Source organism: Listeria monocytogenes, from assembly GCF_900187225.1.
Taxonomy (GTDB): Bacteria; Bacillota; Bacilli; order Lactobacillales; family Listeriaceae; genus Listeria; species Listeria monocytogenes.
Genome location: NZ_LT906436.1, coordinates 1927844 through 1950446 on the forward strand (window position 1 = coordinate 1927844; position 22603 = coordinate 1950446).

Below are 22603 nucleotides of genomic sequence, written 5' to 3' on the forward strand. Positions count from 1 at the left end.
TAGCCGCTTAAGATTTGAAGTCATATCAGGAAAAATTTAACCTTCCTTAAAGAATTCACTCACTTCTTCTAATAAATCAGCCTGTTTGCCTTTCAAAATTGGTGCGCTTGGAATTGATTCCAAAAATGCTTTTCCAAATTTTGTCGTATCTACTCGATTATCAAAGACAAATACGATTCCGCGGTCGGATTCTCTTCTAATTAATCGACCAAAACCTTGCTTAAATCGCAGTACAGCTTCTGGCAGAGAATAGGTTTGGAATGCATTTTCCCCGCGTTCTTTGCGAAGGGATATTTGTGCTTTTGTATAAGGATCATCCATCGGCGCGAATGGTAATCTCACAATAACTAGACAAGACAAGTCTTCTCCTGGAATATCAATTCCTTCCCAAAAGCTGGTCGTACCAAGCAAAATAGCCTTATCAAACATTTGAAATTGCTTTGTCAGTCGTGCGGCGCTTCCCGCTGAAACTCCTTGAGCTAGAACGACGTATTCTTCTAATGATTTCTCATTTTTCATGTGATAATACGTTTTTTGTAGCATATCGGAGGCGGTGAAAAGAACGAGCATACGTCCATTTGTTTTCACTGCTATGTGCCGAATATATTTTGCTAGTTCCGCTGTGTATCGCTCGATTGGCGTATCTTTAATTGGTGGCATATCATCTGGAATCATCACCCGTGCATTTTCTTTATAATCAAACGGTGAAGGAATGCGTTTTTCCATAATTTGTTCTTCTTCTAGACCGAGACTTTTTCGTAAATAATCGAATTTTCCTTTTACAGTTAAAGTTGCTGAAGTCATGATGACGCTCTCTTTTTTAGCAAAAAATTCTTTTCCAAGCGTCGGCTCTACTTCCATCAGCACAGCTTTTAAACGAATGCTAGAAATAGAATGGTTTTTGTCAGCTTGTAAATAAATAGTCAAAATAGGCGACTTCTTATGCAGCATTTGCTCCAGTTGTTTTACCATATTCTTCCAATCAAGTAAAAAAGCATACATTTCTTCCAAAAAGGCGCTCTCTGCTTCACCTAGTTCATTTTCCTCCAATTTTCCTTGCTCTAGCAATGTTTCCATATTTTTCTCTGACTCTTTTAACAAATAAAGTACTTTCTCAGCTGCATAATAAACCTTGTCATTCCAAGCATCTTTTTCGCTATTTTCTACTAAGACAACTTCTTGCAAATTTTTACGTGCGAAGTTTAACTGCATTTTCAGGAGGACGAAAAGCTCTTCCACCGCATCACTTAACTTCATCGCCGCAATATCTAAATCATATAAACTGTCTGCTTCTGGAAAAGCCATTGCAAGCCTTGTGAGAAGGGAATATTTTTCTAAAGAGCCTAGCTGATTTAAAAAGTACTTTAATTTTCGATAAGAAAGAACAAAGCTACCTTGCATTCGAGCACTATCCGCAAAATGATGCGCCTCATCAATTACTGCAAAAGCATATTTGGGCAATGTTTCTCTACCCGAAAAATGATCATTTAAGAGTAGTGCGTGATTGACAATTACTAAATCCGCATTTTTTGCTTGTTTGATGTTGAATTTATAGAAATCGTGCGCGAGCCATGGGTCATGCTTTTCAGATAAAAACCACCCCGTGTGCTTCATTCGATTCCAAAATAGTTCCCCACCACTTGATAAGTTCACTTCATCAATATCACCTGTCGTTGTTTCCGTCAGCCATACGAGCAATTTAAGCTTCGTAACAACCACATCGTATTGTGTATCAACTTCTTGAAGCAACTGCTCAAATTTAAACAAATTCAAATAATGATCGCGCCCTTTTAGCAAACTGGCTTTCACTTTAAATCCAGTTAATTTCGTTAAAAGTGGTACATCTTTTTCGAACAATTGAGCTTGAAGCAAATTAGTATATGTACTAATAACTACCGGTAATTCGGCTTGTTTTGCTTGGTAAATAGCTGGCAAAAAGTAACCTAGCGATTTTCCAATCCCTGTCCCCGCTTCAATCAAGGCATGTTTTCCTGATTTCATCGCTTGGAAAACCAGATTCATCATTTCAAATTGACCACTTCTTGCATAAAGTGGTGCTCCAGCTTTTTTGAATAGCGCCATTTTGGCTTCGTCCGTTTCAGGAAATTCAAGTAAATCTGCCCTACTGTAAGTTGGCTTTTCGACTTCTTTTTTACGAATAACAATCCCGCGATGTTCAACAAAATTAGGATTAAGTGGCTTGTTTTCTCGCTCTTTGCGCATTTCAATTTCAAATAAGAGCTCTGGTAAATAGCTTTTTAGGCTACCAGAAATCGTTGTCATTTGACGAATGACAGGTAATGGTAAATTTTCTAGCTTTTCTAAGAGGAGAAGTAGTAAATCTGCTGTCACTTCCGCATCACTATCCGCACGGTGAGGCTTATCATGCCCAAGATTAAATTCATCCGATAAATCTTGTAATTTATAACTATCAATGCCAGGATACATAATTCTAGCTAACTCCACCGTATCAAGTTTTTTCATTTTGCCAAGTGAAATTCCAGCACGTGTCATTTCTCGTTCTAAAAACGTCCAGTCAAACGATACATTATGTGCTACAAAAATAGTATCTTCTAATAAATTTGCGATAATCGGTGCGACATCTTCAAACAGTGGGGCATTTTTAACATCTTTTGGAGAAATTCCCGTTAATTCTTGAATAAAGGCAGGAATCGGTTTTTCTGGATTTAAAAATGTCGTGTATGTTTCCAGACGTTTTCCTGATTCAACAAAGCAAGCAGCGAACTGGATAATCCGGTCCTCTCGTGAAGCTTGATTTCCTGTTGTTTCTAAATCGACGACTATATAGCGTTTCTGTTTCATCTGCTCCACCTCTTTCCTTCACCGCTTTTATTCAAAAATAACGATTCAAACAAACGAGTAGCTTGAGCAGAAATCCACTCAAGCTCCCCGAACTGATTATAAAGTCGTATGTGCTTTTTCTTCTGGAAGAATCATTTCAATATGATTTTTTTCATCTAAAACGACTATTTTGGGTTCATGTGTTTTCGCTTCTTCGTCAGTAAACATTCCGTAACTCATAATAATTACTACATCGCCGACTTGGACGTGTCTAGCTGCAGCTCCGTTTAGACAAATCACACCGCTTCCCGGCTCACCTGGGATAATATAGGTTTCAATTCTAGCACCGTTATTATTATTTACAATTTGAACTTTTTCGTTTGGAAGCATATCCACCGCTTCTAAAATAGCAGAATCAATCGTAATACTTCCAACATAATTCAGATTGGCTTCTGTTACAGTCGCTCGGTGAATTTTGCCATTCATCATTGTTCTAAACATTTTTTACCGCCTCTTCACATTTATTAATTCATTATCAATTAAACGAGCTTTCGAATATTTTACTGCCGCTGCAATAATTATCCCTTTAGACCAGTCAGTTACTGGTGTAAATTCAGGATAGGAGTAGATAGCCAAGTAAGCAATAAGCTCATGGGATGTTTGCTCATTTATTTTTTCTGTCATCATCTGAACAATTTTCGCCTGATTTGTTTCACCAGATTCAATAAGTTTTCTTCCTAGTTGTAAAGCTTCGTGAATCACTGGCGCTTCTTTTCGCTCTTTTTCTGTTAGATAGACATTTCGTGAACTTTTGGCAAGTCCATCTGCTTCTCTAACAGTCGCAATGATTCGTAAATTCACAGGGAAAAAGTAGTCTTCTACTAAACCTGAAACAACGGCTACTTGTTGGGCATCTTTTTGACCAAAGTAAGCATTATCGGGGCTAACTAAGTGAAACAGCTTCGTTAAAACCGTTACTACTCCGTCGAAATGACCTTCACGATCAGCACCATCAAGTACAGATACCCGTTTGTCCACATGTAATTTAGTTGATAATTCTGTTGGATAGATTTCTTCTACTGTGGGTACAAATAAAATATCCACGCCACCTTCTTCTGCAAGCTTCGCATCGTGTGCTTCATCTCTTGGATAGGCATCGAAGTCTTCATTTGGTCCAAACTGAGTGGGATTGACGAAAACACTCATCACAACAAAATCTGACTCTTTTCTCGCATGGCTGACAAGAGTCATATGTCCTTCATGTAAAAAGCCCATAGTCGGTACGAAACCAATTGTTTTATTCGCTTGTTTTTGTTTTAAAATAACTTCTTTAAGCTCTTGTTTATTCCGAATGATTAACATTTGCTATTCCCTTCCATAGAGGCCTTTTAAGTCTTCTTCGGCCATTGTAAAGCTATGTTTCACTTCTGGAAATGTCTCGGCTTTCACTTCTTTTACATAGCTTGCGAGTGCTGGTTCGATTGTCTCGTCAATATCTGCATAAGCTTTTACAAATTTTGCACGGCGGCTGATTCCATAACCGATAATATCGTGGTAAACGAGTACTTGTCCATCTGTTTCTAAACCTGCTCCAATACCAATTGTAGGAATTGAAAGTGCTTTACTTACCTTTTCAGCTAATTGGCGAGGTATTGCTTCAAGCACGATTGCAATAGCTCCAGCTGCTTCTACAGCTAATGCATTATCCATTAACTCTTGTGCTTCTTGGGCAGATTTAGCGCGTACTTTATAGCTTCCAGTTAAACCAACACTTTGGGGTGTTAAGCCAAGATGAGCGACAACTGGAGCACCTGCTTCGGTTAAACGAGCAATTTTGTTAACGACTTCTCCTGCTCCTTCTAATTTCACTGCATGAGCGCCACTTTCTTGAATAATTTTACGTGCATTTTGGATTGTTTCATTCACTGAACCATGGTAAGTCATAAACGGCATGTCAGTGACAATAAATGTGTCTGTGGCACCTCGCTTAACGGCTTTTGTATGATGAATCATATCATCGATTGTAACTGGTACGGTTGAATCGTAGCCTAATACTACCATTCCGAGTGAATCTCCGACTAAAATCATATCTGCTTCTGCTTGTTCTACATTCTTAGCAGAAGGATAGTCATAAGCGGTGATCATCGTGATTTTCTCTCCGTTTTCCTTCATAGCAAAAAAGTCTACTGGTCTTTTCATTTTCTTAGCTCCTTTTCGTCCCTGTTAAATTACTTTAATCAAGGCAAAAAACATATTTTTTTAGTAGCGTTAGTATGATCCGGTAAAGGTATCATCCATTCATTGCTACCATATGTATAATAACATAAATGGATGCTTACTTAAAGTATGTAAATTGAAGAGAGATCTACTCTGAAACCTCTCCACTTACTTTATTCATCCAATTCGTTAATTTTGCAGGCTCATCCGTTGCTGCATAGGTGGATGCTACTTTTCCATCTTTCAAATAAACCATCGTTGGGACAGAATCGATGTCCATCTTTTCTAAAAGGGCAATCATATTATCGCGACTCTTTTCGGAAGCTTTATCTGTGTTATAATAAGCCATTTTTTGGTCTGGTTGTCTTTTTTTAAGTTCTTTTTTTAAAATAGGCTGAAATGCTTGGCAATCTTCACAGGTCGGACGCCCAACGTAAACAAAGCCAGTTGTTTTATCGGCCATTTTTTGCTTAAAATCTTTGGTGGAAATGGTAGTTAAAAAAGTTGCGCTTTCTTCTTCCGTTTTATTCGCTTTCTCTTCGGTTTCTTTTTTATTATCGCTACATGCCCCTACGGTAAGAACTACGGTAATTAGCGCTAATAGTAATACTATTTTTTTCATCAAAACAACTCCTTCGTGCTTATTGTACTTGATTTTCCCCCAAAAAGAAAAACTCGAAAAAGTGATTTTCACACTATGTTTTCGAGTTAAAAGATATGTTTTCGGGTATTTTATTAGGTCTAAAACGTTCTTTTCTATAGTTTTTCGTTATTTTTCATTATCTAGCAAAATATCTGCAGAATAGATTGAATGCACTTCACCAAGTGTGTCTTGGAGTAAAAGTACGCCCTCATCAGAAATGCCTTTTACTTGTCCGTGAATTTTGCCTTTCGTGGTGCTGGCAGTTAATTTCTCTCCAAACGGTATGGCTTTTGTTTCCCATAGCAATTTTATCGGTGCGAATCCTTTATCTAGAAAAAGCTCATAATATTTTTCTAAAGAAGTGAGGATTTCTTGTAGTAAAGCTTTTCTTGAGACGCTCTCGCCTAATTCTAGTTTAAGTGAACTGGCTTTATCCTTGATTTCTTCTGGGAATTCCTGTTGATTGACATTGATTCCCATTCCGATAATCACTGCATGAATCGTTTCTGCCTCCGCTTGCATTTCTGTTAATACACCACAGATTTTTCGTTTTCCGATGTAAATATCATTCGGCCATTTGATTTTTGGTTCGAGCTTTGTGATATTTTCAATTGCTTCTGTGATTGCGAGTGAGGCGATAAACGTAAACTGTGGTACTTTTTGAATAGGGATTTGTGGTTTTAAAATTACACTCATCCAAATACCTTCCCCTTTTTTTGAACTCCAGGGGCGTAGTAAGCGACCTTTTCCAGCTGTTTGCTCATCGGCAACGATAACAGTTCCTTCAGGGCTTGTTTCGATCTGTTGGTGAGCAATGATTTGCGTAGAGTTAACTGATTCATGGACTTCCAAGTGCTGGCCGATAAATTTGGTTTCTAAACCGAGTAGTAGCGCATCTTTCGTGTACTGTTCCGCAGTTGCAGATAAACGGTAACCACGGTTTCTAACTGCTTCGATTTCAAATCCTTCTTTACGGAGGGCTTCCATCTGCTTCCAAACTGCTGTGCGTGAGCATCCTAGACTATCCGCAATTTCTTGCCCCGATAAATAAGTGCCATCACTTTCTGTAAATAAAGCAAGCAATTTTTCCCGATTATTCTTCATGATAGCCTAGCCACCTTTTAATCTGATTTTTTTCATTGTTTATTTCATTGGAAAGGACGCCGCATTCCAATTTATCAAGCGTCTCTTTTACCCAAGGACCAGCGCTTTCTCCGGACCATTTTAATAAATCTGCTCCGGTAATGGCTAAGTCTTTCTTGGAGTGAATTGGTAACGCCTCATAAGCTTGACTTAGTTTATGTTGGTTGTTTTCTTTCCCTCGAATAATATTTAGTTCATTTACTAGTGAGAAAACTGCCTTGCCAGCATGATAAAGTTCTTCCGCTAGCCATGTCTCTTTCATTTTTAGCGCATATTGATACGCTTTACTCACTAGTTGAATTGTATTATTGGGTAATTTCCATGCTTTTAGAAATGCGTTAACATTATTTGGTTGAACAGTAACGACAAGCCCGAGCCAAATCGCATCATCAGTTGTCCGTTTTCCCCAATCCCAACTACCAAATTCAGTTAGAGCTTTTTTTTCTCCTTTTAAACCTGGCAGATAGGTTTCCATTTCCACTTTTAAAAGTAGGTCCATCGCTCTTCTTATTGCTGGACCTTTAATCATTTTTAACCATTCGACCGTAATTCTCTCAACAGAAGTATGCTGTAATAAGCCAATCTGGCTTTCTAAAGCTTTCTCTGTTTCACTATCTAATTGAAAATCCAGTTGACTCAGAAAGCGGACTCCTCGCATCATTCTAAGCGCATCTTCATGAAAACGCTCGGAAGCTTTGCCAACTGCTTTGATTGCTTTGTTTTTAATTGCTTCTTGTCCAGAAAACGGATCGTGTAAAGCGAAATGTTCGTCCATCGCAATCGCATTCATCGTGAAGTCACGACGTTGTAAATCTTCTTCTAGCGAACGAATAAATTTCACTTCGCTCGGGCGTCTGAAATCTTCATACGTTCCTTCTGTTCGAAATGTAGTCACTTCATAAAATTCATTATTTTCTCTAACTGTAACTGTTCCATGCGCAATTCCAGTATCATAAGTGGATTGAAAAATCTCCTTTACTTCTTCTGGAAAAGCACTAGTTGCAATGTCCACATCGGAAATCGTTCTATTTAGCAAGTAATCTCTGACAGACCCGCCAACAAAATACGCTTCAAAACCCGCTGTAGTTAATTTTTGCAATACAGGAAGCGCTTTTAGGAAAACGTCATTCATCTGTCATCGCTCCTTTATTCATCATTCCTTCTTAAATCCCGCCAATCTAAGAAACCAGCTCCTAAACCACGAATTAAAATTTCTGCTGTGCCAATATTAGTCGCTAAAGGAATTTCGTATACATCGCATAATCGAATAAGCGCCGTCACATCTGGTTCATGTGGCTGAGCAGTCAGCGGGTCACGCAAGAAAATAACTAAGTCCATTTTATTTTCCGAAATGCGCGCACCAATTTGTTGATCGCCACCAAGCGGTCCAGATTTAAAACGATGCACCGTTAAACCAGTTGCTTCGATAATCCGTAAACCTGTAGTCCCGGTTGCATACAATTGATGTGGTTCGAGCAAATGTTTATACGCAGTTGCAAATCCAACCATCAAATCCTTCTTTTCATCGTGCGCGATTAATGCGATATGCATCTCATTCACCTATCCTTAGTCTAAAATATTTTCTAAGCCATAAATAAGTGTTTCTAGTTCTTTCGTTTTACGAACAGAAAGAGCCACGCCAGACATAAAGGAAATTCGGTCATAAGAGTCGTGGCGAATTGTTAATCCTTGTCCCTCTGCTCCAAAAATCACTTCTTGATGTGCTACGAGTCCAGGTAAACGCACACTATGAATTCGCATGCCCTCAAATTCTGCGCCTCTAGCACCTTCAATAAGTTCTACTTCATCTGCTGCACCTTGTTTAACGAATTCACGCGTTTCCGCCATCATTTCCGCAGTTTTAACACCGGTACCACTTGGAGCATCTAATTTATTATCATGATGTAACTCAATAATTTCGACATTTGGAAAATACTTAGCTGCTTTTTGCGCAAATTGCATCATTAAAACAGCACCTACAGCAAAGTTTGGCGCAATTAAAGCCCCGATTTTTTTCGACTCTGCAATCGTTCTTAGTTCGCTAATTTGTTCTGGTGTAAAACCTGTTGTACCAACGACCGCGCGTACGCCGTGCTCTAAAATTGTTTTCGTGTTACTATACCCTACTTTAGGAGTCGTAAAATCAACGACGCAATCTGGTTTTATTTCTTCCAACATCTCGCTTAAATTACCAAAAACAGGTACATCTAACGAGCTAAATTCCACCATTTCATTTATATTTTTTTCTTTTGGTTCATGGTCAAGTACAGCTACTAACTCTAAATCTGCTTCTCTTAAAACAGTTTTGACAACCTCGTGTCCCATTCTTCCTTTAAATCCTGATACCGCTACTCTCATTTTGCTTTTTCCTCCTTTTTTGTCCAACGATCCTTATCGCGATCTTTAAATTTCGCCATGACCGTATCGTGTGCTTTTTCCATATCAATATCAAGTGAGTTGGCCATACACGTCAGTACAAAAAGACAATCGCCTAATTCCTCTGCCACGGTCTTGGTTGGCTCACTTGTTTTCTTCGGTTTTTCACCATAATAATGATTGATTTCTCTGGCTAATTCTCCCGTTTCTTCGGTAATTCTAGCCATCATTGCTAGTGGGGAAAAATAACCTTCCTCGAATCCACCAATGAAATCATCCACTTCTTTTTGTATTTCTGCCATTGTTTTCGCCATCGGTTTTCCCCCTTTATGTGGTAAACTAAAATAGATTTTAAGACTAATTGTTAACTTCATTTCATTATACCTAAACAAATACATACAAGTCCATGATTTTTTACTTACATATTAAATAGGTTCCAGGAGGGAAAAAGCTATGCTAAAAACATTACGCACGAAAAACATTTGCTTTATTATGCTTGGTACGGCGATTTACGCATTTGGCTTAGTTAATTTTAATATCGCCAATAATCTCGGTGAAGGAGGTCTAGCTGGAGTAACTTTATTCCTTCTTCACTTTTTCCAAATTGATCCTGCATACTCTAACTTAATATTAAATATTCCTTTGTTTATTTTAGGATGGCGGGTTCTTGGTAACCGTTCACTCATTTACACAGGCATTGGAACGGTTAGTTTGTCCCTATTTTTATGGATTTTCCAGCGAATACCTTATACGCTAGATTTACATAGTGATTTACTTTTAGTAGCTCTTTTTGCGGGTGGTTTTAGTGGTATTGGTCTTGGCCTCGTGTTTCGATACGGTGGGACAACTGGCGGTAGTGATATTATCGCTAAGTTGCTAAATCACACGAAAGGAATCAGTATGGGACGTACGCTGTTTGCTATTGATGCGATTGTTCTAGTTGCCTCGCTCTCCTATTTAGATGTGCGTCAAGTCATGTATACGCTCGTAGCTGTATTCATCGGTTCTCGTGTGATTGACTTTGTTCAAGAAGGAGCTTATGCGGCTCGCGGTGCGCTCATTATTTCTAAAGATAATGACGCGATTGCTTCCCATGTGATGCTCGCGATGAATCGAGGTGTGACAGTGCTGGAAGGTCGAGGCGGCTTCTCTAAAAAAGACCAAGATGTACTTTACATTGTCGTTGCAAAAAATGAAATTATTCAATTGAAAAACATTGTCCAAGCAATTGACCCGCATGCCTTTGTTTCTGTGAGTGTCGTTCATGACGTGATGGGTGAAGGTTTCACACTGGATGAAAATAAAAATCCTATCTACTAATGTATTTACTTGGCTCATAATTTTCTAAAACAAAATCGCTGGCGTTCCCAAGCGCTAAATCAGCCAAAATCCTCCCAACATATGGTCCTGTTGTTAAACCTGAAGCACCTAAACCGTTAGCTAAAAAGACTGATTCAAAACCAGGGAGCTGACCAATAATCGGCGTAAAATCAGGCGTGTACGGTCTAGTTCCAACCGACACATGGGCCACTTTACTCGCTAAATCGCCTTCCATAAACTGACTAACTTCTGTTAGTATTTCTGCTTTACCTTCTGCTGTTGGTTCCGTATTGAAGCCAGCAGCTTTTTCATGCGTTGCACCGACGATAATTTTCCCGTTATCAAAAGGAACTATCGATTTTGCGCTTGGTGGTAGAATCACTGGCCAATCATCCGTTTGAAATTCGCTAAAATTAAGTTCTAGCAATTGCCCTTTTTGCGCTAAAACATCTGTTTGAAACCCTGCATCTTGTAATAAATCTTTCAACCAAGCGCCTGTCGCAAGAATTAATTTATCATAATGTTCTTTTTCCCCATCAATAACTACTTCTCCATCAGAAGAAAAATGCGCTCTACCTGCTTTGATTTTCACACCATTTTCTTTTGCTGCATAAAGTAGCGTTTCACAAAATAAACCACCATTCACTCGTGCTGCACCACTTACATAAACCGAGCCGAATCCTGATTTAACTAGCGGAAATCTTTGTTTTGTTTCTGCTTCTGACAACTTCGCAACTTCACCCATTACTTCTGCATCAAGGCGTCGTTCCCTTGCTAAGTTAAACAGTTCTGCTAGTTTCTCTTCTGTTTGTCGAAGCGCGAGTACACCGACTTGTTTATAGCCCGAATCCCGTCCTGTATCTCCTTCGAGTGTTTCGGCTAATTCTTTATAAAATGCCGCACTATTTTTTGCCAGCTCATACCAATATTTATTTCGTCGTTTGGAAAGCCATGGGCAAATAATTCCTGCTGCGGCACGCGTTGCTTGCCCTGCCTCATCTGAATCAATTAACGTGACTTGTACATTTTCTTTTGACAATAAATAGGCGGCACTAGCGCCAACAATTCCCCCGCCAATAATTACTACTTTTTGCATGGTTACACCCCTCTATATCAATTGTGACACAAGTTGACTTTTTTATAACTCTTTGTAATAATATGTGAAAATAGTTAAGTTTACAAACTACTAAAAATCCTCTACTTCATTCTATCCATTGTACTGAAATCCAGCTTTAATTACAAAAAGGCAGATTTTGGCTTATCTCGTCGTCATTACCACATATCCTCTTAGAGAATGCTTTCGCCTATCGGTTGGTTCTTTGTACTGCGTCTCAGCTAAAAATTCATTTATTTTTCATTCTGCCTATATTAACAGTTCAGCTGATTAGTTATGCTGAGATATGGGAGATTTTTTTATGCCAAATATTCTTGATTCATTATGGAACAGCATGGCGCTTTTTTTATCAGCGCTTTTTTTTCACGGAATGGCACTGCGATCTATTAGAGAAAAAAAGCCTGCTTGGTTCCAAATTAAATTTGCAAATGAATTTATTAATTATGCACTGGGCATTTATTACGGCCTTCTAGGTGTTTATTTTATTATCCGCGGATTACCCGGCACAGACTCTGGAATCTATACAGATATGCTACTTAATATTTTAATCGTCCTGCATTTATTTTCTTCGGCAGGTCCAGCAACTATCGCGTTACTACTTATCGTCTCAGGAAAACTTTTTCTTGGTGATGCACTTTTTGCCAATTTGATTTATGTATTTTTAATTATTGGTTTTCACTTTGTTTGCATGGAAGTAGCTAAACTTCGACTTAGTTCCGTTCAAAAAGTCGTTTTAGTTAAACTTAGTGCGATTCCCCTTATGCTATTTTATTTACATCAAAAAATACATTTAGCGTATACCATGAATGACTTACCTGTTTGGATTCTCTACTTTTTGGTTTCTTTTTTTATTACCTTTATTATTGTTTCAGCGGCTTATTATATCGATACATCGAATAAGTTGATTTATGATTTACAACAATCAACTATCCTTGATCCACTAACAGGTTTAACAAACTTCCGCCATTTTGAAAATGCCTTTGATGCTGCATTCAACCATGCTACGTTAAAAAAATCTAATTTAAGTGTGATTATTATTGATATTGATTATTTTAAACGGGTAAATGATACATATGGCCATCTAGTCGGAAATGGGGTTTTATCTACTTTTAGTCAAATGCTCTTAAAAATTAGCTTTCCGCCGAACACAGTGATATCAAGAATTGGCGGTGAGGAATTTGCAATTATTTTACCGAATATTAATGTCAGCGAAACGGAGCATTTAGCAGAGAAAATTAGACGAAAAGTCGAAAAAATTGATGTTCCGATTGTCGCTTCCGGCTCCGTTATTACTATTTCTGCTGGCATTGCAAATTACGATGGTAGAAATTATCCAAGCGCGAACGAGCTATTAAATGCAGCCGACCAAGCTCTATATAATGCAAAACGAAATGGACGAAACCAAGTACATATTCGCGAAACAGAACCAGTTATTTAAGAGAGTAAAAAGGAGATGAGTCCATTTGTTCGAACTAGTTAATTCATACATAGATAGTTTAGCGCTCTTTCTTGCTATCCTTTTTATCCAGGGGATGTCTTTTCGAAAAATAAGACAATATCGCCCTAATTGGTTCCAAAATGGTAGTAGACGGCTTTTTCTTTCCATTCTACTCGGCGTCTATTATGGTTTAGCGGGTATTTATTTTATTTATGAAGGTGCTTACGAAAATAATCCCGTTATTTACACGAATATGCGGATTTTGATTTTGATGGTAACAAGTGTTTTCGGTGGCCGCATTCCACTCATTTTCGCCTATTTAGTAATGCTTTTTGGTCGGATTAGTTTTGATATAGCCTCTCCTACTACTAGTCGGTATGTTATTTTAATGACACTCATTTTTGCTGCTTGCTTACTAGTGACCTTTTGGAAAAAACAACGCTTTTCGAGATTTGTTGCGTTGATTATTTTAAACTTCCCGGCGATTCTTTATTATTTCGTAAATAATTTTGACGAAGGGCGCATTTTGCGAGGTTTTGAGATTATCGAGTATTTCTTGCTGTTCTTTGTAACCGCCTTACTCGTGTTTTACGCATGTAACTATATCGATAAAAGTAATCTTGTTATCCAAAATCTGACTGAAACAGCAATGACGGATAGTTTAACTAATTTGCCAAATATGCGCTTTTTCACCCAGCAGTTTGGCTGGATTTTTACGAAATCACAGAAAAGAAAAAAGTCATTATCTCTTTTCATTATTGATATTGATCATTTTAAAGAAATAAATGATTTTCATGGTCATCAAGCTGGCAATACAGTTCTTGCGCAGTTTAGTAGCATTCTTAAAAATCGAACCTTTCCGCCAAGGACTATGTTTGCGCGAATTGGTGGCGAAGAATTTGCCGTATTACTTCAAAATGTTGGTACCGAGCAAGCCGCTTTAATTGCAGATTTTTTCCGGGAAGAAGTGGAGCGGGCTAAATTTCCTTATAATCCCGCAAGTGGCAAAGTTACTGTATCTATCGGTGTCGCTTCTGCTAGTTCCAACTTTTCAACAACCGAATCACTTTTCGAAGCTGCTGACCAAGCGCTCTATCAAGCAAAACAAAACGGCCGCAACCAAATTGCTGTTCACCAGGGGGAACTCGAATGAAACGATTCATCCTAATTCTTATTTTACTTATCTTTATCGGCGCCGGATTTTTCATTTTTCTTCGACCAGAGCCTAAAAAAACAGTGAGTGCACCAAAAGAAACCACACCCACTTCCACCTCTGTTCAAACGTATGTAAAAGAAAACTATACTGCAAAAAACGGTTTAATTGTGGATTACAAAAACGCGCAAGAACCGCATTATTTAGCCGAGAGCATCGGACTTTATATGGAATATTTGGTCGAAGTGAATGATAGTAAAACTTTCCAAGAACAAGTAAGTCATTTAGAAAAGAATTTTATAACCGAAGATAACTTTATTAAATGGGAAGCAACCGACGCAACAACGACTAATGCGATTGTAGATGATTTCCGCATTACAGAAGCACTTTATCAAGCGAGCGAAAAATTTAGTTTCCCATCCTACAAAAAAATGGCAGATAAAATCCTAGCCAACACCAAAAAATATAGCGCTGAACAAGGTGTTCCAGTAGACTTTTACGATTTTGTTCATAAGAAAAAAGCAGATACGCTCCATTTAAGTTATCTAAATATCCAAGCAATGCAACAAGTTAATTATCGTGATAAAGCCTATCTACCAATTCAAACGGTCAATGCCGATCCATTTTTTACAGAAGTATTTCAAAACGGACAGTTTCAATACGCTGATCCAAAAGAAGTCAATATGATTGATCAAATGCTCATCGCGCTTGCTTATTTTGAAGAAAATGGTGATATAGAGCCAAACTTCGATAATTTTTTACAAACAGAATTAGCTTCTAAAGGAAAAATTTATGCTCGCTATGGAAGAGAAACGAAGAAACCGAGCACGGAAAACGAATCTACTGCCGTTTATGCCTTTTTGACACAGTATTTTAACAAGACAAATCAAGCTAAAAATGGTAAAATCACCAAAGAGTTATTAGAGAAAATGGATACGTCAAATCCTGAAACGACCCATTTTTTCGATTATATAAATAAAGAAATAACTCTTAAGAAATAACGGAAAGAAGTTGGACAAATGAAAAAGCCCTCCGTACGTGAGATTATTGATCAAAATCACTTTGATACAATATATGAACCGATTGTTGCTGTAGAAAATACACAAATTTTCGGCTATGAGTCACTCACCCGCTTGAAAACAGATCACTGGAATGCGATTAGTGATTTTATTGAAGAAGCGGAACAGGATGGTCTGCAAAAAGCATTTGAGCTGCTCACGCTTCATAACGCAGTGAAACGCTTTAACAAAAGCGGAGACACGCCATTATTTGTCAATATTTCGTATGATACATTTTTAGAAAATCAAGAAGAACTGCATGATACCCTTCTTGATAACGGGAAAATAGTTTTTGAATTTTTGGAAACATCCAAGTTACCACAAGAACGAATGAACGACTTAGAAAAACAACTGCTTCTATTCCAGAAAAAACACGATACTAAATTTGCTATTGATGATTTTGGCTCCGGTTATGCGGACTTGCATCGCGTTTTTGCGCACCATTCTGATTTTGTCAAAACCGATCGCTTATTACTACGAGATTTATTTGAGAGCGATGGCAAAAAAATCTTCTTTGAGCAACTTCATAATTATGTCAGGAAACATCACAAATCCTTAATTGTCGAGGGAGTAGAAACAAAAGAGCAGTTAGAATTCCTTCAAGAAATTGGCATTCCCTATGCGCAAGGTTATTATTTTCATTAAGAATAAAAAAGAAAATCTGATTTTGTCAGGTTTTCTTTTTGTTTTGAATCAGTTGTTATTCTTCTTTTCCCCATGTAAAATAGAATAGAATGAAAAGGAGTGCTGAAAAATGACTGTAAAATCAGGTTTTGACTATATGAATAATCCATTATTAAACAAAGGAACCGCTTTTTCAGAAGAAGAAAGAGCAAACTATCAATTGGAAGGATTACTGCCACCAATTATCGAAACAATTGAACAACAAGCCGTGCGCATCGAGACGCAAATAGAAAATTTAGAAACACCTTTACATAAACATCAGCTTTTAACAAACTTATATAATGAAAATCGCACCCTTTATTATTATCTCGTAACAAAAAACGTGACTGACTATTTGCCAATTATTTATACACCAACTATCGGCGACGCAGTTATCCAGTACCATAAAGAATACACTGCGCCGGATGAAGCCTTATTTATTGATGCCTTTGCACCCGAAAAATTAAGCGCATCAATAAAAAACTACGCAAAAAATAATCCGAATATTGATATGATTGTCATAACAGATGGTGAAGGTGTGCTTGGAATTGGCGACTGGGGTGTGAATGGTGTCAAAATCGCTGTTGGAAAATTAGCGGTTTATACGGTTGCAGCTGGACTTGCACCAGACCGTGTTCTTCCTGTCGTTATTGACGCCGGAACGAACAACGAAACACTTCTTAACGATCCACTGTATCTAGGAAATAAACGCCCCCGCCTTTCAGAAAGTGAATATGACGCTTTTATTGCTTCTTTTGTTAATGTTATGAAAGAAGTTTTCCCGAAAGCCATCCTTCACTGGGAAGACTTTGGACGCGCGAATGCAAGTCGTATTCTGCATAATTACCGCGATAAAATTTGTACATTTAACGATGATATTCAAGGTACTGGAGCCATGGTGGTTGCCGCTGTTCTTGCGACGATTCAAGTTTCACGCATTCCATTAAGTGAACAAAAGATTATTATTTTTGGGGCCGGAACTGCTGGAATCGGTATTGCTGATCAACTTAGTGCGCAATTGATGCGTGAAACCGGTCTCTCTTTTGAAAAAGCCAAAAAGCACTTTTATTTAGTCGATCGAAAAGGTTTAGTGCTTGATAATATGACAGACTTAACTACCGGGCAAAAGAAATATGCGCATCCATCGGCTGAATGGTCTAACGTGCCTACAGATACATTAGAAAACTTAGTGGAAGCCGTTCATCCAACGATGTTAATCGGCTGTTCTGGTGTCACCGGTGCCTTTAAAGAGAGTATCGTCAAAAAAATGACCCAGTATACAGAACGACCAGCGATTTTGCCACTTTCTAATCCAACAAAATTAGCCGAAGCAACTGCTTCTGATTTAATCCAGTGGACAGACGGAAAAGCACTTATCGTCACTGGTAGCCCTTCCAAACCAGTCGAATATCAAAATACCACTTATGAAATTGGTCAAGCGAACAACGCACTTCTTTACCCTGGACTAGGGCTTGGTGCTCTTGTCACTCGTGCAAAATATATTACAGATGATATGCTCGCTGCTGCTTCGATGGCTGTCGCTGAGCAGATTTCGCCAAACAAAGCAGGCGCAGCTCTTTTACCACATGTGCGCACCCTTCGAGAAACATCGCGCGCAGTAGCCATTGCTGTCGCTAACCAAGCTATAAAAGAAAACATCCATCAAGTCGAATTAACGAATGTCATCGAAGCTATCGAGCGGGAAATGTGGCAACCTATTTATAAAGGAGTTTAGATATGTTCTACAAAACGAAGCAATCACTAGATCAACTCGTCCAAAACGGCTCCACTCCAGGAATCAGTTATCAAATTAAAACGAACCACCTGGAAGAAAATAACATCATGGGATTAAAATCCGTTTTTCCAGAAGCAGAAATTTTGCCAAGAACAACAGAAAACATTTATGATATCGCTTCTTTGACCAAAGTTATTGCTACGACTACTCGTATTTTGCAACTCATCGAACAACAAAGATTCCAATTAAACGACCCTATTCAAGTATATTTACCAGATTTCCAGTACAACAATGTTACGATTTTACATTTACTAACACATAGCTCCGGCCTTGCACAAAATATCCCTAACTTTTCAATGAATAACCGAGAAGACGTTATGCGTTATGTCTATGCCACACCACAAATTAATACTCCTGGAACGGTAGTCACATACGCCGATGCTAATTTTCTTTTACTTGGTTATTTAATTAGTAAATTGGACGGCAATTATGAAAAAGCCATCCAAAACAATATTTTAGAACCCCTGATTATGACAAACACAAGTTTTCATCCCGCAAATAAAAAACAAGTTATCCCAACCGAACTTGATCAAACGCGCGGTTTAATTCAAGGTGAGGTACATGATTTCAAGGCTTGGACTGCCAAATCAGGCACGGGACATGCTGGTCTTTTTAGTACGCTAAGTGATCTTTCTAAATTCCGGGATGCGCTCATGTTACAACTCGGTGCTCCAATTCTTTCTGAAAAAACATGGCAACTCATGCAAATAAATCATACCCCTGGTCTAAATAGAAGTCGCGGGCTAGGCTGGGATCTCCGCGGTGAGTCCGTCTTATATCACACCGGGTTCACTGGGACTTTCATGGTGCTTGATTTAAAACGCCAAGCCAGCTTAATTGTCCTTTCTAACCGCGTCCACCCAAGCCGAGCTAACCCAAATTTCGTTGATAAACGTGACAGCATTGTCGATACTTTTATAGAAGAAGTTTCAAACACAAAGGAAGTTTAGCATATTAGCTAGGCTTCTTTTTCTGCCGTTCGCCTCCCGCCCTATTTTAGACAAAAAACTGTATTAACACAGCTGTTGAAAGCCTTTTCTAGTTATATAAAAGAAATTTATTTTCTTTCTGATTTTATATTGTTTTCGTTTTCACAAAGGAGTATGCTGTTCAATGAAGAAAGATTCTAAAGACTTGTTTCTGGCTTTAAGTGAAAAGGAACACAATTGAAGGAGGAAATTATAATGACAAAAGCATGGGATGGTTTTAAAGGAACCGCATGGCAAGAAAACATTAGTGTAGGACAGTTCGTTCAAGACAACTACACTCCTTACGATGGCGATGAAAGCTTCTTAGAAAAAAGCACACCAAGAACAACGAAACTAAATGAAAAAATAAATAAACTGGTAGAAGAAATGGATGCAAAAGGCGGCGTACTTGATATGGATAACGCTATCGTATCCAATGTTGCGTCTCACAAAGCTGGTTACGTAGACCAAGAAAATGAAGTTATCGTTGGTCTACAAACAGATAAACCATTCAAATTAGCGTTTATGCCAAATGGTGGCCTTAGAACAGCAGAACAATGTTTAACAGACAACGGCTACTCCATCGACCAAGAATTACATGACTTCTACGTAAAAAATCGTTCTACAGCAAATGATGGTATTTTCAGAGCATATACAGATGATATCAAACGTGCGCGTCACTCACATATCGTTAGTGGTCTTCCTGATGCTTACTCTCGCGGAAGAATCATCGGCTTGTACCAAAAACCAGCACTTTACGGTGTGGATCGCTTAATCGCTGAAAAACAACAAGACTTGAAAAAAATTGCCATTTCTTCTGATGAAAATATTCGTTTACGTGAAGAAATTTGGTTACAAATCAAAGCACTTAAAGACTTAATCGTTTTAGGTAACGAGTATGGTTTAGAACTTGGCCGTCCAGCTGAAAATGCAACCGAAGCTGTACAATGGACTTACATGGGCTATCTTGCTTCTATTAAACAAGCAAACGGTGCTGCAAGCTCATTCGGTCGTATTCCGATTTTCCTTGATATCTACATCCAACGCGATTTAGAAAAAGGCATTATCACCGAATTCGATGCGCAAGAATTAATCGAACAATTAACCCTTAAATTAAGAATGGTTCGTTTTGCAAGAACAGATGGTTATAACGAACTTTACGCTTCTAACCCTACTTTCGTTACAACATCTATGGCTGGTATGGGTGCAGACGGTCGTCATCGTGTGACTAAAACAGATTATCGTTTCTTACACTGCTTAGATAACCTAGGAAACTCCGCGGAACCAAACTTAACTGTCCTTTGGGATGCTCGTTTGCCTGAAAGCTTTAAAGAATATTGTATGAAAATGAGCGTAAAACATTCCTCCATTCAATACGAAAATGATAAATTAATGCAAGAAGAAGGCTATGGCGATATGCAATGTATCAGCTGTTGTGTTAGCCCACTTAACCCAGAAGCAGACAAAGACAAAGGCGAAACACATAACCTGCAATATTTTGGTGCTCGTGTCAACGTACTTAAATGTCTTCTTGGTGCTATCAACGGTGGTAAAGATGATCTTCACAAAAACCAAGTATTCGATGTAGTAGAACCAATTACAACCGAATACCTTGAATACGAAGAAGTACTAGAAAAATTCGATAAATCAATGGACTGGTTAACAGACACATATGTAGATGCGATGAATATCATTCACTTTATGACAGACAAATATAACTATGAAAGCATGCAAATGGCCTTCTTACCATCTAAAGTAACAGCCAACATGGGATTCGGTATTTGTGGATTCGCTAACGTAGTAGATAGCCTAAGTGCCATCAAACACGCCAAAGTAAAAACTATCCGCGACGAAGACGGTTTTGTATATGACTATGAAGTAGAAGGCGACTTCCCTCGTTACGGTGAAAATGATGACCGTGCCGATGATATCGCTGTAATGGTTCTTAAAATGTTCAAAGACAAATTAGATTCCCATAAACTTTACAAAGATAGCGAAGCAACTGTTTCTGTTCTAACAATCACTTCTAATGTTGCTTACTCTAAACAATGTGGTAACTCCCCAGTGCATAAAGGACCTGTATTTGATGAAAACGGTAAAATCGTTAAAGAACCAGAATTCTTCAGCCCAGGAGCTAACCCTTCTAACAAAGCAAAAGGTGGATTCTTAGATAACCTTGCAAGCCTTTCTAAATTACCATTCCACTATGCTAATGACGGAATCTCCTTAACCATCCAAGGAGCTCCAAAAATGTTCGGTAAAACAACCGAAGAACAACATCATAACCTAGTTGGTATTCTTGACGGTTACTTTACAAAAGGCGGTCAACATATCAACTTGAACGTTCTTAACCACGACGAAGTAATCGAAAAAATCAAAGCTGGTATCCCTGTAATCTTACGTATCAGCGGCTACTGCTTAAATACGAAAGATCTAAATGAAGAACAAAAAATGGAACTTTGTCAAAGAATGTTCCACGAAAAATTAATCGGTTAAAAATTAAAAATGACCAAATCTGCGAATAACAGATTTGGTCATTTTTTATGCATTCGAAACTTCTGCCGCGTAAGCTCCTGCCGTATGTCCAGTCACTAGCGCACAAGTTATATTATATCCACCCGTATAACCATTGATATCCAGTATTTCCCCGCAGAAAAATAATCCTTCCATCAACTTCGACTGCATCTCTTTCGGTTTGATTTCCTTCACAGAAACCCCGCCACCAGTCACAAATGCCTTTTCAAAATCAAGCGTACCATTCACTTCAAAAGTAAAATCTTTTAATAACTGAATAAATTGCTCGATTTTTTTCGGACTTACTTGTTTATATTCAGCCGTTTCCTCTAAGTCTGCTTTTTCAAGTAAAAACAATAACATTTTCTCTTGTAAAAGCGAACTTAACGAATTTTTCAAGGCTTTCTTCGGATTCTCTTCTAACAATTTATACGCATCTTTTGAAAGTTCCGCAGCGGATACATTCGGGAATAAATCAAGACGCATCTTCACCGTACCTGCGCCCGTTTTCTTCAATTCACGAAGCACAAACATACTACAACGAAGTGCTGCTGGTCCTGACACACCAAAATGCGTGAAAATCATATCCATTTGATGCGTAATAATCGGCTTCCCTTTTGCATTTAAAACAGAAAGGGACACATCACGAAGCGACGTTCCTTGTAACACTTTTTGTTTAATAAAAGGCTCACTGGACGTAATCGGCACTTCTGTCGGATAAAGTTCTGTGATGGTATGTCCTGCTTTTTTCGCCCAAGCGTAGCCGTCTCCGGTCGAACCTGTCCGAGGAACAGATTTACCACCAACTGCAACAATGACCGCGCTTGCTGAAATTTCTTGACCATCTTTCAGCGTAACGCCCTTCACATGTCCATCCTCATAATCCACTTGTTTCACGGCTGTTTGCATGTAAATTTTTACGCCAAGCTTTTCCATCCGCTGAATCATCGCCTCAGCAACCGAACGTGCGCTATTCGATACAGGAAACATTCTGCCGTGGTCTTCCTCTTTTAACGCCACGCCAAGTCTTTCAAAAAAACGAATAATATCTTCATTATCAAAGGCATGAAACGCACTATATAAAAAGCGACCATTGCTAGGAATATGTTTAATAATTTCTTCTGCTGGTCGTCTATTGGTTACATTACAACGTCCGCCACCAGACATAATTAATTTACGTCCCAATTTCGGTCCTTTTTCAATTAATAGTACTCGTTTATTTTTCTCTGCTGCACTGATAGCCGCCATAAGTCCAGATGGCCCGCCACCAATAACAATTACATCATAATCCATTGTCCCGCTCCTTTACTTTATCCGTGTTTAAGTATAGCAAGCATTCGACTCAGTGCCAAGCTTTTTTCACCAAACAAAAACCTGAGAAAGCTCTCAGGTTTAGTTT

General features: G+C 38.4%; 20 protein-coding genes. 8 read left to right on the top strand and 12 right to left on the bottom strand.

The window, feature by feature from the left end; all coding sequences use genetic code 11:
* Window positions 1-36 precede the first annotated feature (36 nt).
* The 10 genes from dinG to CKV70_RS09830 form a co-directional block, all read right to left on the bottom strand.
* Window positions 37-2823 (bottom strand): ATP-dependent DNA helicase DinG, encoded by a 2787-nt coding sequence (gene dinG, locus CKV70_RS09785; RefSeq protein WP_014600960.1) that lies wholly within the window; start codon window positions 2821-2823, stop codon window positions 37-39.
* 96 nt (window positions 2824-2919) lie between these two features.
* Window positions 2920-3303 carry an aspartate 1-decarboxylase gene (panD, locus tag CKV70_RS09790; RefSeq protein WP_003723010.1) on the bottom strand — a complete coding sequence of 128 codons (384 nt, stop codon included), beginning with the start codon at window positions 3301-3303 and terminating at the stop codon, window positions 2920-2922.
* Window positions 3304-3306: 3 nt separating this feature from the next.
* Window positions 3307-4164, bottom strand: coding sequence for a pantoate--beta-alanine ligase (gene panC / locus CKV70_RS09795; protein ID WP_003723011.1), 858 nt, complete (start codon window positions 4162-4164; stop codon window positions 3307-3309).
* A 3-nt stretch (window positions 4165-4167) separates the two neighbouring features.
* Window positions 4168-5001, bottom strand: a complete 834-nt coding sequence (gene panB, locus CKV70_RS09800; RefSeq protein ID WP_003723012.1) for a 3-methyl-2-oxobutanoate hydroxymethyltransferase — start codon at window positions 4999-5001, stop codon at window positions 4168-4170.
* A 166-nt stretch (window positions 5002-5167) separates the two neighbouring features.
* Window positions 5168-5641, bottom strand: a complete 474-nt coding sequence (locus CKV70_RS09805; RefSeq protein ID WP_003723013.1) for a thioredoxin family protein — start codon at window positions 5639-5641, stop codon at window positions 5168-5170.
* Between the two features lie 147 nt (window positions 5642-5788).
* Window positions 5789-6766 (bottom strand): biotin--[acetyl-CoA-carboxylase] ligase, encoded by a 978-nt coding sequence (locus CKV70_RS09810; RefSeq protein WP_003723014.1) that lies wholly within the window; start codon window positions 6764-6766, stop codon window positions 5789-5791.
* The gene (locus tag CKV70_RS09815; protein WP_014600961.1) at window positions 6756-7937 is read right to left on the bottom strand and encodes a CCA tRNA nucleotidyltransferase; all 1182 of its coding nucleotides are present in this window, start codon (window positions 7935-7937) and stop codon (window positions 6756-6758) included. Before CKV70_RS09815 ends, CKV70_RS09810 begins: the two co-directional genes overlap by 11 nt.
* A gap of 14 nt (window positions 7938-7951) precedes the next feature.
* Window positions 7952-8356 carry a methylglyoxal synthase gene (mgsA, locus tag CKV70_RS09820; RefSeq protein WP_003723016.1) on the bottom strand — a complete coding sequence of 135 codons (405 nt, stop codon included), beginning with the start codon at window positions 8354-8356 and terminating at the stop codon, window positions 7952-7954.
* Between the two features lie 15 nt (window positions 8357-8371).
* Window positions 8372-9163 carry a 4-hydroxy-tetrahydrodipicolinate reductase gene (gene dapB, locus CKV70_RS09825; RefSeq protein WP_014600962.1) on the bottom strand — a complete coding sequence of 264 codons (792 nt, stop codon included), beginning with the start codon at window positions 9161-9163 and terminating at the stop codon, window positions 8372-8374.
* Window positions 9160-9495, bottom strand: a complete 336-nt coding sequence (locus CKV70_RS09830; protein ID WP_003723018.1) for a nucleotide pyrophosphohydrolase — start codon at window positions 9493-9495, stop codon at window positions 9160-9162. Before CKV70_RS09830 ends, dapB begins: the two co-directional genes overlap by 4 nt.
* Window positions 9496-9634: 139 nt before the next feature.
* Here CKV70_RS09830 and CKV70_RS09835 point away from each other — a divergent pair, with 139 nt between their 5' ends.
* The gene (locus tag CKV70_RS09835) at window positions 9635-10501 is read left to right on the top strand and encodes a YitT family protein (RefSeq protein WP_003723019.1); all 867 of its coding nucleotides are present in this window, start codon (window positions 9635-9637) and stop codon (window positions 10499-10501) included.
* Here CKV70_RS09835 and CKV70_RS09840 read toward each other — a convergent pair.
* Window positions 10491-11597, bottom strand: coding sequence for an NAD(P)/FAD-dependent oxidoreductase (locus CKV70_RS09840; RefSeq protein WP_003723020.1), 1107 nt, complete (start codon window positions 11595-11597; stop codon window positions 10491-10493). The genes CKV70_RS09835 and CKV70_RS09840 overlap by 11 nt on opposite strands.
* A 319-nt stretch (window positions 11598-11916) precedes the next feature.
* Here CKV70_RS09840 and CKV70_RS09845 point away from each other — a divergent pair, with 319 nt between their 5' ends.
* The 7 genes from CKV70_RS09845 (at window position 11917) to pflB (ending at window position 21186) form a co-directional block, all read left to right on the top strand.
* Window positions 11917-13053, top strand: coding sequence for a GGDEF domain-containing protein (locus CKV70_RS09845; RefSeq protein ID WP_003723021.1), 1137 nt, complete (start codon window positions 11917-11919; stop codon window positions 13051-13053).
* A 25-nt stretch (window positions 13054-13078) separates the two neighbouring features.
* On the top strand, window positions 13079-14206 hold the full coding sequence (locus CKV70_RS09850; protein WP_003732050.1) for a GGDEF domain-containing protein: 1128 nt from the start codon (window positions 13079-13081) through the stop codon (window positions 14204-14206).
* Window positions 14203-15207, top strand: a complete 1005-nt coding sequence (locus CKV70_RS09855) for a hypothetical protein (protein WP_003723023.1) — start codon at window positions 14203-14205, stop codon at window positions 15205-15207. The genes CKV70_RS09850 and CKV70_RS09855 overlap by 4 nt, the downstream gene beginning before the upstream one ends.
* A gap of 18 nt (window positions 15208-15225) precedes the next feature.
* Window positions 15226-15909, top strand: coding sequence for an EAL domain-containing protein (locus tag CKV70_RS09860; protein WP_003723024.1), 684 nt, complete (start codon window positions 15226-15228; stop codon window positions 15907-15909).
* A gap of 109 nt (window positions 15910-16018) precedes the next feature.
* Window positions 16019-17662: an NAD-dependent malic enzyme gene (locus CKV70_RS09865; RefSeq protein WP_014600963.1), complete on the top strand. Its 1644-nt coding sequence runs from the start codon at window positions 16019-16021 to the stop codon at window positions 17660-17662.
* A 2-nt stretch (window positions 17663-17664) separates the two neighbouring features.
* On the top strand, window positions 17665-18672 hold the full coding sequence (locus CKV70_RS09870) for a serine hydrolase domain-containing protein (protein WP_014600964.1): 1008 nt from the start codon (window positions 17665-17667) through the stop codon (window positions 18670-18672).
* 234 nt (window positions 18673-18906) lie between these two features.
* Window positions 18907-21186, top strand: a complete 2280-nt coding sequence (gene pflB, locus CKV70_RS09875) for a formate C-acetyltransferase (protein ID WP_003723027.1) — start codon at window positions 18907-18909, stop codon at window positions 21184-21186.
* Window positions 21187-21231: 45 nt separating this feature from the next.
* Here the strand turns inward: pflB and CKV70_RS09880 are convergent, their stop codons facing one another.
* A complete protein-coding gene (locus CKV70_RS09880) occupies window positions 21232-22497 on the bottom strand; it encodes a BaiN/RdsA family NAD(P)/FAD-dependent oxidoreductase (protein ID WP_014930989.1) in 1266 nt (421 codons plus the stop codon).
* Between the last annotated feature and the right edge of the window lie 106 nt (window positions 22498-22603).